This window comes from Malaciobacter canalis, from assembly GCF_008000835.1.
Taxonomy (GTDB): Bacteria; Campylobacterota; Campylobacteria; order Campylobacterales; family Arcobacteraceae; genus Malaciobacter; species Malaciobacter canalis.
On sequence record NZ_CP042812.1, the window covers coordinates 312,078 to 329,704 of the forward strand.

The following is a 17,627-nucleotide window of genomic DNA, read 5'->3' on the forward strand; positions in this document are numbered from 1 at the left end:
AGATATGATTAAAAGAGTCTATTTTCAAAACCATAAAAGCCTAAATTTTGATTTTTTCCAAAATGAAAATGATTTTATAGTAGAAGAAGTACCAATTACATTCTCTTTAAAAGGTAATTTCTTAATTTTGAAAGTAAAAAAAGTAAATTTAGGTACATGGGACTTAATAGATTTAATCTCCAATTTTTTACGAATAGATAAAAATGAGGTGGGGTATGCAGGCTTAAAAGATAAAAATGCTACAACCACACAATATATATCTATTCCAAAAAAATATTCAAAAGAGATTAAGAAGTTTAAGCATAAAAAAGTTCAGATTTTAGAAACATATTTGCATAAAGAAAAGTTAAACATTGGTGATTTAAAAGGTAATAGATTTAAAATAAATCTTAAAAAAGTAGATTTTGATACATTAATTTTGATTCAAAATTGTATTAAAAACATCAAAAAAACTGGTATGGCAAACTATTTTGGTTTTCAAAGATTTGGAAGGGATATTGAAGAAAATATAGAAAAAGCTAAGCAATTAGTTTCAGGAAATCTTCATATAAAAGATAGAAAATTAGAAAAAATGCTAATATCTGCATATCAAAGTGCATTTTTTAATTCATGGTTAGTTAAAAGAATAAGTTTACAAAAAGATAAGTTTAAACTTATTGATGGAGATGTCTTTCATGATTTAAAAAAAGATAAATTTTTTACATCATCAAAAATAACTTCAACTTTAGAAGAAAATTTTGATAAAAAAGTAGTTTCTCCAACTGGTTTACTTCCTGGAAGAAAAGTCTTTAAAGCAACTTTAAAATCAAGAGAAATTGAAGAGAGATTTGATGATAGTAGTATTTATGAAAAAGGCTACAGAAGAGATGCTCTTGTTTTTGTAAAGATTAATGATATAAAGTATAACAAAACTACTCAAGAGTGCTTAATAGACTTTATACTACCTAAAGGATCATATGCAACTGTTTTTATTGAAAACATTGCAAATAAAAATTTTAATTCTTAAAAGTCTTACTTTCAAGATCTTTTAAGAACTTCTCAACAATAATAGAAAAAGCATTGTTAATTGCAACTACAAAATCATAAGGAGTGTTTTTTTCTAATTTAATTTCTTTATTGTAATTGTAAAATGAACTTTTTTTAGTGTTAGTATTAGTAAGTTCAAAATTTAAATTTAAAACTGCATAAGCACCATTTTTTTCAATTTTATTATATATCTCAAATATATTTGTGTTTAAAATATAATCAGCATTTGATAAATTAGAGTTATTAAATAAATTTGATTTATCAAAAATTAATTTTAACTCTTGAAAAATCATATTTGATGGTATATCACTCCAATTATTTTTTGAATATTTATCTAGTTTATATTTTTTATAGCTATAGAAAATATAAGTTTTGTTAAAAGTATTGCTTACTTTTACTCTATTTATTTTAATACTTTTATCTGTATTTTTTAAAGCTTTATAATTTGTATCAAATTTTATTAAAAAACTATTATTTACTAGTGATTGATTTTTTAAACTACATCCTGTAAATAAAACTAGGCTTATTAGTAATATTGTAATTGTTCTCATTTACTCTCCTGGACCAAGTTTTTGTTTATTGTTTTTAAATAAAATATCACTTGGATTTTCTTTTAATTGTTCTATTAGCTCTTCACTTTTTATTAAGTTATTTTCAAATTGATTTAATACATTATTAAAATTATCAATAGTTGATTGAGAAATAGTTTTTAAATCAAAAGAGCCTTTTTCTACTTCATTTAATACTTTTTGTGAGAGTTCCATTACTTTAAGAGCAGATTCTTTAACACTATTTGCAGAATCAGACATATTATTAAAAGAGCTTTTACTCGTAATTGATAAATCATTTAAATTATTTAAAATTTGTGTTAATTTATTTTCATTATTAACTATATATTGTGTTATTTCTTGAGTATTAAGGGCTGTTTGTTTACTAGCATCTAGTAATTTTGAAAAATTATTTATATTTTCATTACTAAAAAGTATTCTTGTTTGAATAAGCAATTGTGTAAGTTGTTTTGAGATATCTTTACTTGAATTTTCTAAGTTTCCTAAAACAGAGATTTTTGAATCGATAACTTTTTCATTATACTTATTTTCTTGTATAAGATTTGAGTTTTTACTTCCACCTTTTAACTCAATATATTTTAATCCTGTTAATCCAAGCGTTCCCAATGTTGCATAGTTATCTTTTTTAATAGGTGTATTTTCTATTACAGAAATTTTTATTTTTATCTCTTCGGAGTTTTTAGGATTAATTGATATGTTTTCTACTTTTCCAACTTGTACTCCTTTAAATTTAACAGGAGAGTCAATATTTAATCCTGATACAGACTCTTTAAAATAAATAGTATAAGCATCTTGCTTTGTTACTACAAATGCGTATTTTCCTAACCAAAATATGAAAATTAACATAAGGACAAATAGTACTATTACAAAAGTGCCTATTTTAAAAAAATTAATTTTTGTTTGCATATGAATCCTTTTTAAATGTTAAAAAACTTCTTGTAATTTTGTCTTCACTTTTTAAAGCTTGATTAAGTGTGCCATTAAAATGTATTTTTGCATCTTTTAGTATTATAAATCTATCTAATGTTGATTTAATTGTATCTAAATCATGGGTGATGATTATTATTGTTAAATCTAATGTATTTCTTAACTTTTTAATTAGATGATTAAACTCAATAGTACTTGATGGATCTAATCCACTTGTTGGTTCATCTAAAAAGAGTATTTTGGGTTGATTTGCTATTGCTCTTGCAAGTGCAACTTTTTTTTTCATTCCACCACTTAACTGTGATGGATATAAATATGCACTACTACTATCAAGACCAGCCATATTTAAGTTTGTTAACGCAATTTTAGTGATTAAATCTTTTGGAAGTTTTGTATACTCTTTTAGAATAACTTTTACATTTTCAATAACATTTAAAAAAGAGTATAATGCACCAAATTGAAAAAGATATGAGAATTGTAATTTTAAATTTTCTTCTTTTTTTAAAGTCAAATTACTCAAATTCTCATTTAAAAATATAATTTCACCTTTTTGTATTTTTTGTAACATTACAATTTGTTTAATTAGGACAGTCTTACCAGATCCACTGCCTCCTAAAATACCAAATATTTCATTTTTTTTGATATTAAAACTAATATTGTTATGGATTACTTTTGTATCAAAACTTGTATACAGATTTTTTACTTCAACTATATTCATTAAAGACCACTTTCTGTTAAAATAACTGAAAAAATTGCATTTAATGCAATTACTACAAATATTGCATTTACTACACTTTTTGTAGTATATTTTCCTATACTAGTTGTATTGTTTCTTACTTGAAAACCTCTATAACATCCAATTATTGCTATTGCTATTCCAAAAAATATTGATTTTATAATTCCTATTAAAAAATGTTTAATACCTACTTCTTCATACATTCTATTTATAAATTCAGCATATGTTATATCTAAATCTATGTAAGCTACAATCATACCTGAGCCAACAGCTATTATATCTGCAAAGAATACCAATAATGGAAGTGAAATAAAAAGTGCAAATACTCTAGGTAGTGTTATGAAAATTGTAGGTTCAAAAGCCATTGTTTTCATTGCATCTACTTCTTCTGTTATTTTCATAGCACCAATTTGCGCAGTATAAGAACTAGCTGTTCTTCCTGCAATTACTATTGCTGTTAATAATGGAGCAATCTCTCTGAACATAGTTATACAAATCATCTCTACTATAAAAATATTTGCTCCAAACTTTTCAAGTTGAACTGCACCTTGATAAGCAATAACTATACCTACTAAAAAAGAAGTAAGAGTTATAATTCCTAAAGCACCAATTCCTGAAGCATCTACATATTTTAGCATCTCTTTAAATCTTATTTTTTTAGGCTTTATTAAAGAATAAAAAAAGTAATAAAAAAGCTCACCTAAAAAAATGATAAATAGTTTTAACTCTTGAAGATTTTCATGTGTGCTTTTCCCAATATTTTCTATAAGATTTTTATTGTCACTTTTTTTTGGAGTTTTATCTAAATAATATTTTTTGTAGTGTTCGTATATCTCTTTAAATCTATTATTTATTATTATATTTCCACATTTTTCAAGAGAAATTAAATAAATAACCGCACATGAATCAATGTTATTAAGTTTTTCTAAATCAATTGTATATTCTAAATTGTTATTTATAAAAGAGATAAGTTTTGGAAGGGATGATTTATTTAAATCTCCTAAAAGTTCAATTTTGTTATTTGTTGTAGAAAAATTAAAATCGAAATTTGAAGTTTCCAATCTCTAAGCCTTTATTTATATTATAGCTATTCTATAATCTTTTCACTAAAGAAAAGATATAGAAATAGTTTTAAAGACTAGATTATTTAACTATAAAATACTCATCATTGTGATATATAATGTCATCAATTGCAATAACATTTTCTTCATTATCAAATGAAAAGTCATATATTTTGTCAGATTTAAAATCATTGCTAATATTGATTAAATAGCCTTGTGATTCAAGTGCATAAAGAGAAGTTCCATATGCTAAAGCATAAAATTTTGCATATTTATATTTTCTTCTATCTTGAATATTTAATGATATATCAGTTTTTATTATTTGACCATCAATTGTTGCTATAAAAATATCTTGATTATGTGAAATTATGTCTCTAATGTTATACTCTTTTAAATTTACAACTCCAGCTCCAACAGATACAACTTTATTTGAACTAGAAGCAATTAATGTATCATTTACTACATCTAAAAATATAATATTATTAAATTTGCTATCTGCATCAACAACAATAGTTCTTATAACTTTGTTTGATTTTGATGAAACAACAATTACTTTTCCATCTAATGTTGGGAATAAAATTAGACTTCCCATATAATAAGGATTTGCTATTCTTGTATCATTTGCTAATGATTTTGAATAATACTCTTTCATTAATATATTTTTAGTATTAATATCATAAAGAGCAATTGAGTTATCCATAAATACCAATGCTAAAATATTATCTTTTAATGTTGCAGCAACAACTCCTGTTGAGAACTCATGTTCTGTTTTATTTAATAAAATCTTATTTAAATAGTTTGTAGAAATAACAGTATCTTCACTTAAATTTATAAATTCAAATCCTTCTGGAAGTTGAAAGTTTGAAACACCTTTTTTTGTTATGATTTCACCATTATCTAAAGTCGCTCCAACTTTATTAAATGATTTAATATTATCATTTAATGATGCACTATTTGATTCATAATCACCTAAAGTATCATCAACTTCAAAATATTTTTTACTAGAACAACCAGTAAAAATAATAAGAGATGTTAGTAGTATTAAGAAATATTTCATAGATTTTTCCTTCTATTTTGTAAGTAAATAGTGATTTAAAATTTTCACTAATTCATATGCTTTTGACTCTTTTTGAATAAGTTTTAAAGTAATCTTTGCATCTTCATATTTTCCATCTTTTGCTTCAATTAATGCTTTATTGAAAATTGCAAACTCTTTTAATAAAAAATTTGGATCCATTGAAACATCATTTAGCTTTTCAATACTTTGCTCTTTTAAAGCTTTTTGATATTTACTTAAACTATTGAAAAAAAGTACATTAACATCAGCTGTTTGACCATTTTTCTTAGCTTTTAAATATATTGCCATATCGTAAAGTTTTTTATTTGTTTCTTCTAGTGTTTTTAGTGCTTCTTGATTATTTACATCATTTAAAAATTTGTTAAAAGCAATATTTGCCTTTACTTTATTCTCTTTATCAATGTAGCTTTTAACACTAAATCCAATAATGGCTACAACAACAATTATTATAGCTGCAATTATTAGTGTTTTGTTTTTTTTATAAAATCTCTCAACTTTTACAAAACTTTCAAGAAATTTTTCTTCACTATTTAGTTCATTTTTAACAAAATCCACATTCTCTTTTAAACTCATAAATTTCCTTTAAAAAAATTAATCAATATGTTACAAAAATTTTCATAAAACCTTACTTTTATAAAAGTTTGAATATAATACAAGTCTTATACAAATGAAAGGTTAATAATGAAAAAATTTCTATTGGCTTCGTCTTTTGCTTTGGTACTTTCGCATGGTTTATTTGCAAAAGAAAAAAGTGAGGAGCTAACGCAAAGTAGATTTGAATCATTAACTAAACTAACACAAGTTATTGGTACAGTTGAAAAATACTATGTTGATGATGTTAAACTTCAAGATGTTGTGGATAAAGCGATAAAAGGTTTGATGCAAGAATTAGATGCTCATTCATCATTTTTGGATAAAAAATCTACAAAAGAGATGTCAATTCAAACAAATGGAGAATTTGGTGGTTTGGGAATTACTGTAGGAATGAGAGACTCTGCATTAACTGTTATATCACCAATAGATGGAACACCTGCGTATGAAGCTGGAGTAAAAGCTGGAGATATAATTTTAAAAATTGATGATAAATCAACACTAAATATGACTTTAAACGATGCTGTTGGATTAATGAGAGGTAAGCCTAAAACAAAAATAGATTTAACAGTTGTACGAAAAGGTGAAAATAAACCTATAAAAATAACAATAATAAGAGATATTATAAAAGTAGAATCAGTATTTGCAAAGAAAATTGATGGAGATTTACTATATTTAAGAATTGCAAGTTTTGATAAAAAAGTAACTGGTAAATTAAAAGAAATTATAAAAAAGCATACAAAAACTAAAGGTATAGTTTTAGATTTAAGAAACAATCCTGGTGGACTCTTAACACAAGCAATATCTGTTACTGATCTTTTTGTTGATTCTGGGGTAATTGTATCTCAAAAAGGCAGAGATGCAAATGATGAAGAGAAGTTTTATGCAAAATACACAAATACTTTAACTGATGTGCCAATGGTTGTTTTAGTAAATGCAGGAAGTGCAAGTGCAAGTGAGATTGTAAGTGGAGCTTTACAAGATCATAAAAGAGCAATTATTGTAGGAGAAAAGACTTTTGGAAAAGGTTCAGTTCAAGCAGTATTACCAATAGTAAAAGATAGAAGTGAAAATATTAAGTTAACAATAGCAAAATATTATTTACCTAGTGGAAGAACTATTCAAGCAAAAGGAATAACTCCTGATATTATTGCTTATGCAGGAAAAACTGTAACTGAGCCCTCAAATGAGTTTCAAATAAAAGAAGCTGACTTAAAAAAACACTTAGAAGAAGAGCTTGAAAAAGTTGAAGATAAAAAAATAAAAAAAGAAGTAAAATCTGGAAAAGATAAAGAGAAAGAAAAAGTAGAAAAGAAAGAAGAAGATAAAGAAGAGATTATTACAAAAGAAGATATACAAAATGACAATCAGATCAATTCAGCTATTAATATTTTAAAAAGCTTAATAATTATGAAATAGAAGGAATAAGATGACTAAGACAGAACTTTTATATGAGGGTAAAGCAAAAAAAATTTGGAAAACAGAAGATGAAGATTTTTTGATTTCTGAGTTTAAGGATGATTTAACAGCATTTAATGGAGAAAAAAAATCAAGTGAAGATGGTAAAGGTGCTTTAAATAACCAAATTTCAAGTGCACTTTTTGAACTATTAAATGAAAAAGGAATTCAAACACATTTTGTAAAAATGCTTGATGATAATAATATGCTTCATAAATCTTGCGAAGTAATAAAGCTTGAGGTTATTGTAAGAAATATAGCAACAGGATCTTTAAGTAAAAACTTAGGAATTGAGAATGGAAAAGTATTACCATTTACATTAGTAGAGTTTGATTACAAAAATGATGCTTTAGGAGATCCAAAATTAAATGATCAACATGCATTGATTTTAGGTTTAGTTAAGCACCAAGATGAATTAGACAAAATTAGAAGAGTTGCAAGAGAAATAAATGATATTTTAAAACCTTATTTTTTTGAAAAAGGATTAAAACTTGTAGATTTCAAACTTGAATTTGGTAAAGATAAAAATGGCAATATTATTTTAATAGATGAATTAAGTCCAGATAATTGTAGATTTTGGGATATAGAATCTGGTGAATCTTTAGATAAAGATAGATTTAGACAAGGTAAAGGTGGGCTAAAAGTTGCCTATACTCAAGTATTAAATAGAATTTTAAATAAATAATTAGGGAGATAGAATTTGAAAGCAATTGTAAATGTGGCATTAAAACAAGGTGTTTTAGATGATCAAGGTAAAGCAACGCATCATGCATTAGATACATTGGGGTTCAAAGAAGTAGTTAAAGATGTAAGAATTGGTAAACAAATTATTATTGAGCTTAATTCTTCAAGTAAAGAGAATGCAAAAGCCGAAGTTACAAATATGTGTGAGAAACTGCTTGCAAATACTGTAATAGAAGATTATGAAATTGAAATTGTAGGTTAATTATGATGAATGTAACAGTATTACAATTTCCCGGAACAAATTGTGAATATGATACAAAGTATGCCTTTGAAAAACTTGGGTGTAATGTAGAAATTATTTGGCACAAAGATACAACTTTACCAGAGAATACTGATCTTTTAGTAATACCTGGTGGATTTTCATATGGAGATTATTTAAGAAGTGGTGCAATTGCAAGATTTGCAAATATTATGAATGCTGTGCAAGAATATGCTTCAAATGGCGGTAAAGTCTTAGGTATTTGTAATGGATTTCAAATTCTTTTAGAAGCTGGATTACTTCCTGGAGCTATGAAAAGAAATGATTCTTTGCATTTTATTTCTAAATTTAATTACTTAAAAGTAATCAATAATGATAATGCATTTTTAAATGAGTTAAATGTTGGTGATATTGTTAATATTCCCGTTGCACATCATGATGGTAATTACTTTATTGATGAAGAAAGATTAAAAGAGTTAGAAGCAAATAATCAAATATTATTAAAATATTGTGATAAAGATGGAAATGAACAAAATCTAAATGGTTCTGTTTCTCAAATTGCAGGAATTTGTAATAAAGAAAAGAGTATATTTGGACTTATGCCTCATCCTGAAAGAGCAATAGAGCAACTACTTGGTGGAGATGATGGAATAAAAATGCTGCAGGGCTTTTTTAAATAAAGTAAAGTAGTAGAAAATTCTACTACTTTTACTTAAAAGAGATAAAATATGAAAATAATACTGCTAATATTACTTACTATACAAACTATATTTGCAAATACAACTTTTACTAATGAAGAGAATTCAGTTTTTCAAGAAGATGCTTATAAACAGTTAAATACACAAGTAGAAGATGATACTTTTTCTTCTAGTGGACTTGATTATTTAAATGAAGAAGATGTTAAAACAGTTCCCACATCAAAAAATTTATATTTATCATATATACAGTTTCCTCAAAATATATATAAAAACCAAAGATTTGAGATTAGTATTAAAGCACTAATTACAACAGAGGATTTTGATAGAATTGAAACAAGATTTGTTGATTCAAAGAATATGAATGTATTAAATCCAGAACAAGCTTGGATGGCAGTGGATAATAATAGTTTTGAAAATAGATTCTATTTTAAAGCCTATGAGCAAGATTTTATAATGCCAACATTTCAAGTTTTATTATACAAAAATGATCAATTAATAGATTTTGCATATTTAAAACCAAAAGATATTAGATTTTCTAAATTAGCAAAAGGTGACAATAGTTTTTCAAATGTTATTGCTAGTGAGTTAATTTTAAATACATATAAAACTAAACAATACAATAATAATGAGTTGTTAACAATAATAGATATAGATGCAAAAAATTCAAATTTAGAGGATTTTTATTTAAATGATTTTTCAAAAGATCAAGGTATATCTAGTATTGAAGATGAGTATCCTGAACAACATCTATTATATTATGTTGTTGCACCTATTCACAAAAAAAGATTAAACTTTACATATTTTAATACTACTTCAAAAAGTTTTCAAAGAATATCTATACCTTTAGAGTTAGAAAATGAGTTAGTAAGTACTCAAACTGATTTAAATCCAAACAGTTCAAATCTTGAACTTTATAAAAAAGTTGCTTTATTAGTACTTTTACTGATTTTTATCATTTTATTTATTTGGAAAAGAAAAAAGAGTTATTTACTAGTAATTTTGATTTTAATAATAATTGCAATTTTAAATTTAATGCCAAATAAAAAGGCTGTATTGAAAAATAATACAATGGTTTATATTTTACCAACAAATAAATCAACAATTTTTTATCAATTAGATAATTTTAAAAATGTTGAGATATTAAATAAAAAAAATGAGTTTATAAAAGTTATGTTCAATAATAATGGTAATAAAGTTATTGGATGGGTAAAGGAAGATAGTTTTGTCAAGAATTAGAGCACTCTTAGTTGTTATACAATTTTCTTTAACAGTTGCGGTTACAATATTTTTCATGTATTTATTTAGAAACCATACACATAAAGTAATAAAAATATGGATGAAGTTTCAAATGTTTTTTCTTGGAATAAAATTAGAGCAAGAGGGTTCTTTAGACGAAACATGTGATATGGTTATTTTAAATCATCAAAGTCTATTAGATATAATAGTAATGGAGTATATACACTCAAAAGATTTAGCATGGGTAGCCAAAAAAGAGATTACTGATTTACCTTTTTTTGGACATATTATAAAAGCTCCAAGAATGATATCTATTGATAGAGAGAACAAAGCTGGGCTTGTTAAATTATTAAGAGAATCAAAAGATAGATTATCAAAAGGAAGACCAATTGCAATTTTTCCAGAAGGCACAAGAACCGATGGAAAAACAATGCTTCCATTTAAAAGTGGTGCTAAGATGCTTGCTGATAAATTAAAATTAAGGGTTCAGCCTGTTGTTATGCTAAATACAAGAGAGATATTAGATTCAAAAAAACTTACATGTAATCCAGGTATTGTAAAAGTAATATATTTAGATCCTGTTCAAGCTTCAAAAGATACTGATTGGTTTAAACAAACTGAACAAAAAATGAATCAAATATTAAAAAAAGAATTAAAAAATGAGTTTTAATTGGTCTGCCATTTTAGCAATAGGTTTTGGTGGATTTTTTGGAGCAGTTGCAAGAGCATATGCCGTACATTTTACTAATAAATATGTTCCTTTGGAGTTTCCTTTAGGTATTTTAGCTGTAAATATTTTAGGAAGTTTTTTAATAGGCTTGGTTTTTGCAGTTTTTGCTCATTATAATTTAAGTGATAATTTAAAAATGTTTTTAACTACAGGGTTCTTAGGAGCTTTAACTACTTACTCTACATTTGCCATAGAGACATTTTTTCTTTTTCAAAGCTCTTTTGTACTTGCTGTTGCAAATATAGCTTTAAATGTTTTTGGTACTATATTCGCAGCAGCTTTTGGATATAAAGTTTTACAGTTTTTTCTTAACCATTAGTAACTATCTGTAAAATCTTTTATCTCTCTTACTTTTTTAACTACATTGTCATATAATGCATCTGGCATATAAGGAAGTAATGAGATAAGCTCATCAATTTTATCCTTATTTGTTTTATAAGTATATATTTTTTCAACTTGTTTTGTCATCTCTTGTTCCCAATGACATAAGTCTTCAATTCTATTTTTTATTAATTCAAGTTCATTCTTTGATAAATCTTTTAATATATACTTTAAGTATCTACTTCTACTATTTGTGTTATCTTCAAATAACTCTTGTTCTGCCACATTTAATGCTTCTGCTATATAAGGTATAAAATCAGCTTTAATTGATGATGTACCATTTAAGTAAGCATATATTGAAGACACAGATGGTGCCTCACCTATTCTATTAACTTTTGGATTTACTGCAAGTAATCTAGCAGCGAACTCTTTTTTTGTAAGTTTTTTTTCTTTTAATATTTGATTAATTCTTTCATAAATTTCCATATTTTGCCTTTTTGATATTTCATTAAATTGTCTTACAGTTTAACTAAATAAAATATAACAAAAATTATATATTGTATAGTTAAATAATATAAATTAATTAATAATTTAATTGAAAAAGTATTATATCAAAAAAAAGTAAATAAATAATGACTAAAATCAAAAAAATCGATTTTTTTCTATTATTCTTAACTCATAATTTTATTATAAAAAAAATGACATTTTATTTGACTATTAAGTGACATATATATGACAAAGTAGCTATTTATAAGGATTGGATAAAAACAAGAATAAAATAAATTTTTTACTTATTTTTATAATCAAATGCTAAAAATGGAATTTCAAGCTAAATAAAATATATTTTTTGGTAAAAAATAATTTATTTTTAATAAAATTATGTAGCCAGAACTTTTATTATAGTTTAAAAATAAAATTATTAAATATTCATTTTCTATAAATTATTGTTTTTTTATAATTTTTATAATATTTTTTATTAAAATAAAATACTAATTTTGTAAACATAGCAAAAAAAATATTATAAAAAGAAGATATAAGAAATTAAACAAAATTTTTAAGTATTAAGTAGATATAATCTGTAAAAAATTATAAGGAGTCTACGATGGGTATGCCAGGTGGAGTAGAATGGATTTTAATTGCTTTAGTAGTGTTATTACTATTTGGAGGTAAAAAAATACCAGAACTAGCTAAAGGTTTAGGTAGTGGTATCAAAAACTTTAAAAAAGCAGTAAAAGATGATGAAAACGAAGAAGTTGCAAGCACTGATAAAGTTGATGAATTAGATAAAAAAAGTGAAGCTAAAAAAGAAGAGAAAAAAGAAGAATCTAAAACTGTATAAAAAAGAGATGATAGATTGCAAAAAATAGTTAAAAATTATATTGAAGAAGTATTAGAAAAAGATGTTGTACTTGAAAAACCAAAAGATATAACATTAGGACATTTTGCAACACCAGTTGCATTTTCTTTAGCAAAAGAGTTAAAGAAATCTCCTATGATAATTGCAAATGAATTGGCTTTAAAGTTTGAAGAGAGTGAAATGTTTGAAAAAGTTGAAGCTGTGAAAGGTTTTATAAATTTTAAGCTTTCATCACTTTTTTTGCAAAAACTTTGTGAAGAGTCATTATCTTTAGGTGAAAATTATGCAAAACAAGAGAATGCAAATGAGAAAATTCTTTTAGAGTATGTAAGTGCAAATCCTACAGGTCCTTTACATATTGGACATGCAAGAGGAGCAATTGCAGGTGATACACTAGCTAGAATTGGAAGACACTTAGGTTATGATATTACAACAGAGTATTATGTAAATGATGCTGGTGCTCAAATGGATCTATTAGGTTTATCTTTAGCCCTAGCAGGAAAAGAGTCAATCTTAAAACAAGAAGTTGAGTATCCAGAAAAATATTATAGAGGCGATTATCTTTTTGATATTGCACAAGATGTTGAAAAAGAGTTTGGAACAGATATTTTTAATGATGAGTCAAGATATCTTGAACTTGCAGATTTTGCAAAAAATAAGGTTTTGGAGATTATTAAAAAAGATATGGCTGATATAGGAATTGAGTTTGATAACTATGTTAGTGAGAAATCTTTGTATTCATCTTGGGAAAAAACAAAAGAGGTTTTAGAAAAAAATGGCTCTTTATATGAAAAAGATGAAAAGATTTGGATTAAATCAACACAGTTTGGAGATGATGTAGATAGAGTTGTTGTAAGAGACAATAAAATACCTACTTATCTTGCTGGAGATATTATCTATCATAAAAATAAATATGATAGAGCATATGATAGATATATAAATATTTGGGGTGCAGATCACCATGGATATATTACAAGAGTTAAGGCTGCAATTGAGTTTTTAGGAAATGATTCTTCAAAACTTGAAGTGCTTTTATCTCAAATGGTTCAGTTGCTTAAAGGTGGAGAACCATATAAAATGAGTAAAAGAGCAGGAAATGTAATTTTGATGAGTGATATATCACAAGAGATTGGTTCTGATGCTTTAAGATTTGTATTTTTAACTAAAAAAAGTGATACTCACTTAGAGTTTGATTTAGATATCTTAAAAAATCAAGATAGTTCAAATCCCGTTTTTTATATTAATTATGCATATGCTAGAATAAACCAAGTTTTTAAAAAAGCAAATTTAACTTTTGATGATGTAGTAGGTGAAAGTTTTGATGGATTAAACCAAGATGCTATAAATTTAGTATATGAATCACTTCTTTTACCATCAATTTTACAAGAAGCATTTCTTAAAAGAGATATGCAAAAAGTAACAGATTATTTAAACTCTATTGCTTCATCTGTACATAAGTTTTATAATGATTATAAAATTATTGATTCAGAAGAGCAAAATAAATATCTAAAGGTATTAAGTTTAGTAGCACTTACAATAAAAGTTACTTTAAATCTTTTAGGAATAAAGGCGAAGGAGATTATGTAATGAAATGGTTTATTTTAATTTTCATAGTTATCGTAGGATATGCAATACTTACAGGTAATATGGGTGGTGCTAAGCATGCTGCTGGAAATTATAATAGACTTCTTACAGGACAAGAGTAGCAAAGAGTATTTACTCTTTGCTTTGTTTTAACTCTTCTAAGAACTCTTCTAAATTATATTTTTCTCTGTGAGATTCACTCATAAGATGAATAAATGCATCACCTAAATCTATAATAGTCCAATCATCATCTTCATCAACTCTTAAAAACTCTTCACCATCAGGTTTTAATTCTGTTTTTAAGTAATTTAATAAAGAAAAAGCATGCTTTGAGTTTAATGTAGTTGCAATAACTACATAATCAACTATGTAATCTTTTTGTGATAAATCTAAAACTTCAATGTTTTCTGCTTTCTTTTCATCAAGAATATCTCTTATTTTTTCAATCGTTTTGTTCAATTTAATTGCCTTTTTTGTTGGTTTTAAATAATGTTTTTACATCATTTTGTATTTTTTTTGGGATATATTTTAAGTCGATATTGTTTCTTAGATTAGTTGAACTAATATCAATATCTATGTTTAAAGTTTTTATACTATCTAAATTTTCATTTAAAAAGCCAATTCTTTTTGCAAGAACGAATTCTACGTCTTTTTTTAATAGATCTATTTTATACCATTTTTCTAAACTTTTAAAATTATCACTTCCAATAATCAAATATATTTTTGATAAATCATGATATTTTTTTAAATATGAAATTGTTTCATATGAAGGAACTTTTCTATTTTGTTTAATTTCAAAATCACAAATTTCTATTTTCTCTTCATTTTTAAAAAGTTTTTCTAGTAGCATAAATCTACTTTTTGGTTCTAAATGAAAATCTGCCTTAAAAGGGTTTAAGTATGTTGGCACAATAAAAAGTTTATCAATATCAAGCTTTTCTAATGCTTCAAAAACAATTTTTTCATGTGCAATATGAGGTGGATCAAAGCTACCTCCAAACACTGCTATACGCACTCATTTTATCCTTTTAGTATATAATTAAATAATATTATAGCAATTTTTGGATAAAATATCTAAAATTTACAAATAAATATAAAGGTATAGTATGGCTGTAAAAGTTGCAATAAATGGTTTTGGTAGAATTGGAAGATGTGTTGCAAGAATTATTGCTAATAGAGATGATGTTGAACTAGTAGCAATAAACGATACTGCAACACCTGAAATGTTAGAATATATTACAAAATATGATACTGTTCATGGAACATTTGACGGTGAAGTAAAAGTAGAAAATGATTATTTAATAATGGGAAATGTTAAGGCAAAATTGTACTCAACAAGAGATGCAAGTGAATTAACATTTACAAAAGAGTGTGGTGCAGAAGTTATTTTAGAGTGTACAGGTGCTTATCTTACTCAAGAAAAATGCCAAATACATTTAGATAATGGAGCTAAAAAAGTTGTAATGTCTGCTCCTGCAAAAGATGATACTCCTACATTTGTAATGGGTGTAAATGAAGATAAATACAAAGGTGAAGCAATTGTTTCAAATGCCTCTTGTACGACAAATTGTTTAGGTCCTGTTGCAAAAGTACTTGATGATGCATTTGGTATTGAAAAAGGATTAATGACAACAATTCATTCATATACAAATGATCAAAATATTCTTGATGTTAAACATAAAAAAGATAAAAGAAGATCAAGAGCAGGGGCTCTTAATATGATTCCAACTACAACAGGTGCTGCAAAAGCTATGAAACTTGTTATGCCACAACTTGATGGAAAACTACATGGTCAAAGTGTTAGAGTTCCAACTCCAAATGTTTCAATGGTTGATGTAAACTTAGTAGTTAGTAAAAAAACTACAAAAGAAGAAGTAAATGCACTATTTGAGGCAAAAGCAAAAGAGCTTGCAGGAATTATTGCAGTTGATAATGAGATGATGGTTTCAAGTGACTTAGTTGGAAATACTAACTCTACAATAATTGCAAGTGATTTAACACAAGTAATTGGTGAAGATATGATTAAAGTTATGACTTGGTATGACAACGAGTGGGGTTACTCTTCAAGACTTATTGATATGGCTATTTTTGTAGCTAATAAATAAGGAAGCTGATGAATTTACAAGAGATTAAAAATATAGATATTTCAGGAAAGAAAGTATTTATTAGATGTGATTTTAATGTACCAACTGATGAATATAATAATATTACAGATGATAGAAGAATTAGAAGTGCTTTAAATACAATAAGATATTGTATTGATAATGATTGTTCTGTTATTTTAGCTTCACATTTTGGTAGACCTAAAAATGGTTTTGAGGAAAAATACTCTTTAAAACCAATAGCAAAAAGATTGCATACATTATTAAAACAAGATATTAAAATGGCACAAGATGTTATTGGTCAAGAGACTTTAAAAATGGCTAATGAACTAAAAAGTGGTGAAATTTTATTACTTGAAAATATGAGATTTGAAGCTGGTGAAACAAAAAATGATGAACATTTAAGTAAAACATTAGCTTCAATGGCAGATATTTATATAAATGATGCTTTTGGGGTTTCTCATAGAGCTCATGCCTCTGTTGAGGGGATATCAAAATATTTTGATATAAATCATAAAGCAGCAGGTTTTTTACTTGCAAAAGAGATTAAATTCTTTTATCACATAGTAAATGAACCTAAAAGACCTTTTGTTTCAATAGTTGGTGGTTCTAAAGTTTCAGGAAAACTAGAAGCACTTTATAATCTTGTACCTAAAGTTGATAAGATTATTATTGGTGGAGGAATGGCATTTACATTTTTAAAAGCCTTAGGTTATGAAGTTGGAAACTCTTTGGTTGAAGATGATTTAATTTTAGAAGCTGCTAAAATAATGGAACAAGCAAAAGAGTTAGGAGTTAAATTCTATCTTCCTGTTGATGTAGTTGTAGCTGAGTCTTTTGATGAAGAGTCTTTTGCAAAAGCAACAACAGTTCAAGAAATACCTAAAAACTGGATGGGTCTTGATATAGGACCAGCAACTGCATTACTTTTTTCACAAGCACTTGAAGATGCACATACAATTTTATGGAATGGACCAATGGGTGTTTATGAAATGGATAAATTTGCAAAGGGTAGTGCAAAAATTTCTCATGCAGTAGCAAGTTCATATGCAACAACTGTAGTTGGTGGTGGAGATACTGCTGATTTAGTTAGAGTTACGGGTGATGAAGATGATATGACATTTATAAGTACAGGTGGTGGAGCATCTTTGGAGTTAATTGAAGGAAAAATTCTTCCAGGTGTTAGAGCACTGGTAATTGAAGGTTAAAA

Annotated in this window: 21 protein-coding genes; 12 read left to right on the forward strand and 9 right to left on the reverse strand. The window is 25.9% G+C overall.

The annotated features are described in order from the left end of the window. Positions 1-4: 4 nt before the first annotated feature. Positions 5-1,006, forward strand: a complete 1,002-nt coding sequence (locus ACAN_RS01585) for a tRNA pseudouridine(13) synthase TruD (RefSeq protein WP_099335424.1) — start codon at positions 5-7, stop codon at positions 1,004-1,006. On the opposite strand, the gene ACAN_RS01590 is transcribed toward ACAN_RS01585, so the two are convergent. From ACAN_RS01590 to ACAN_RS01615, 6 genes are all read right to left on the reverse strand, one after another. Then, a complete protein-coding gene (locus tag ACAN_RS01590; protein WP_099335425.1) occupies positions 996-1,577 on the reverse strand; it encodes a hypothetical protein in 582 nt (193 codons plus the stop codon). The genes ACAN_RS01585 and ACAN_RS01590 overlap by 11 nt on opposite strands. Further along, positions 1,578-2,501 carry an MlaD family protein gene (locus tag ACAN_RS01595; RefSeq protein WP_099335426.1) on the reverse strand — a complete coding sequence of 308 codons (924 nt, stop codon included), beginning with the start codon at positions 2,499-2,501 and terminating at the stop codon, positions 1,578-1,580. Beyond that, a complete protein-coding gene (locus ACAN_RS01600) occupies positions 2,485-3,240 on the reverse strand; it encodes an ABC transporter ATP-binding protein (RefSeq protein WP_099335427.1) in 756 nt (251 codons plus the stop codon). The genes ACAN_RS01595 and ACAN_RS01600 overlap by 17 nt, the downstream gene beginning before the upstream one ends. Continuing rightward, complete coding sequence (locus tag ACAN_RS01605; protein ID WP_099335428.1) at positions 3,240-4,319, reverse strand: MlaE family ABC transporter permease; 1,080 nt, start codon at positions 4,317-4,319, stop codon at positions 3,240-3,242. Before ACAN_RS01605 ends, ACAN_RS01600 begins: the two co-directional genes overlap by 1 nt. An 82-nt stretch (positions 4,320-4,401) precedes the next feature. Further along, the gene (locus ACAN_RS01610) at positions 4,402-5,376 is read right to left on the reverse strand and encodes a hypothetical protein (RefSeq protein ID WP_099335429.1); all 975 of its coding nucleotides are present in this window, start codon (positions 5,374-5,376) and stop codon (positions 4,402-4,404) included. Positions 5,377-5,388: 12 nt separating this feature from the next. Next, positions 5,389-5,970 (reverse strand): tetratricopeptide repeat protein, encoded by a 582-nt coding sequence (locus ACAN_RS01615; protein WP_099335430.1) that lies wholly within the window; start codon positions 5,968-5,970, stop codon positions 5,389-5,391. Positions 5,971-6,078: 108 nt separating this feature from the next. Between ACAN_RS01615 and ACAN_RS01620 the strand changes: the two genes are divergently transcribed. From ACAN_RS01620 to crcB, 7 genes are read left to right on the forward strand one after another with little or no spacing between them, the layout of a single operon-like run. Next, positions 6,079-7,407 carry a S41 family peptidase gene (locus ACAN_RS01620; protein ID WP_191287720.1) on the forward strand — a complete coding sequence of 443 codons (1,329 nt, stop codon included), beginning with the start codon at positions 6,079-6,081 and terminating at the stop codon, positions 7,405-7,407. Between the two features lie 10 nt (positions 7,408-7,417). Beyond that, entirely contained in the window at positions 7,418-8,131 is a 714-nt protein-coding gene (purC, locus tag ACAN_RS01625; protein ID WP_079579794.1) for a phosphoribosylaminoimidazolesuccinocarboxamide synthase, read from the forward strand. Positions 8,132-8,146: 15 nt separating this feature from the next. Further along, the gene (gene purS, locus ACAN_RS01630) at positions 8,147-8,392 is read left to right on the forward strand and encodes a phosphoribosylformylglycinamidine synthase subunit PurS (protein ID WP_079579793.1); all 246 of its coding nucleotides are present in this window, start codon (positions 8,147-8,149) and stop codon (positions 8,390-8,392) included. Between the two features lie 5 nt (positions 8,393-8,397). Further along, entirely contained in the window at positions 8,398-9,069 is a 672-nt protein-coding gene (purQ, locus tag ACAN_RS01635; RefSeq protein ID WP_079579806.1) for a phosphoribosylformylglycinamidine synthase I, read from the forward strand. A 48-nt stretch (positions 9,070-9,117) separates the two neighbouring features. Further along, a complete protein-coding gene (locus ACAN_RS01640) occupies positions 9,118-10,323 on the forward strand; it encodes a hypothetical protein (RefSeq protein ID WP_099335432.1) in 1,206 nt (401 codons plus the stop codon). Beyond that, positions 10,310-10,993: a lysophospholipid acyltransferase family protein gene (locus ACAN_RS01645; protein WP_099335433.1), complete on the forward strand. Its 684-nt coding sequence runs from the start codon at positions 10,310-10,312 to the stop codon at positions 10,991-10,993. The genes ACAN_RS01640 and ACAN_RS01645 overlap by 14 nt, the downstream gene beginning before the upstream one ends. Next, positions 10,983-11,372, forward strand: coding sequence for a fluoride efflux transporter CrcB (gene crcB / locus ACAN_RS01650; RefSeq protein WP_099335434.1), 390 nt, complete (start codon positions 10,983-10,985; stop codon positions 11,370-11,372). Before ACAN_RS01645 ends, crcB begins: the two co-directional genes overlap by 11 nt. Here crcB and ACAN_RS01655 read toward each other — a convergent pair. Next, positions 11,369-11,860, reverse strand: coding sequence for a helix-turn-helix domain-containing protein (locus ACAN_RS01655; protein ID WP_079579789.1), 492 nt, complete (start codon positions 11,858-11,860; stop codon positions 11,369-11,371). The genes crcB and ACAN_RS01655 overlap by 4 nt on opposite strands. 616 nt (positions 11,861-12,476) lie before the next feature. Between ACAN_RS01655 and tatA the strand changes: the two genes are divergently transcribed. Both tatA and argS read left to right on the forward strand, forming a co-directional pair. Beyond that, entirely contained in the window at positions 12,477-12,713 is a 237-nt protein-coding gene (tatA, locus tag ACAN_RS01660) for a twin-arginine translocase TatA/TatE family subunit (protein ID WP_079579788.1), read from the forward strand. A gap of 15 nt (positions 12,714-12,728) precedes the next feature. Beyond that, positions 12,729-14,318, forward strand: a complete 1,590-nt coding sequence (argS, locus tag ACAN_RS01665) for an arginine--tRNA ligase (protein ID WP_099335354.1) — start codon at positions 12,729-12,731, stop codon at positions 14,316-14,318. A 129-nt stretch (positions 14,319-14,447) separates the two neighbouring features. Here argS and rsfS read toward each other — a convergent pair whose 3' ends face one another. Together rsfS and nadD are read right to left on the reverse strand one after the other, a co-directional pair. Further along, entirely contained in the window at positions 14,448-14,774 is a 327-nt protein-coding gene (gene rsfS, locus ACAN_RS01670) for a ribosome silencing factor (protein WP_079579786.1), read from the reverse strand. 1 nt (position 14,775) lies between these two features. After that, complete coding sequence (nadD, locus tag ACAN_RS01675) at positions 14,776-15,330, reverse strand: nicotinate (nicotinamide) nucleotide adenylyltransferase (RefSeq protein WP_099335353.1); 555 nt, start codon at positions 15,328-15,330, stop codon at positions 14,776-14,778. 91 nt (positions 15,331-15,421) lie between these two features. Here nadD and gap point away from each other — a divergent pair, with 91 nt between their 5' ends. Continuing rightward, a complete protein-coding gene (gap, locus tag ACAN_RS01680; RefSeq protein WP_099335352.1) occupies positions 15,422-16,420 on the forward strand; it encodes a type I glyceraldehyde-3-phosphate dehydrogenase in 999 nt (332 codons plus the stop codon). An 8-nt stretch (positions 16,421-16,428) separates the two neighbouring features. Continuing rightward, on the forward strand, positions 16,429-17,625 hold the full coding sequence (locus ACAN_RS01685) for a phosphoglycerate kinase (RefSeq protein WP_099335351.1): 1,197 nt from the start codon (positions 16,429-16,431) through the stop codon (positions 17,623-17,625). Positions 17,626-17,627 lie beyond the last annotated feature (2 nt).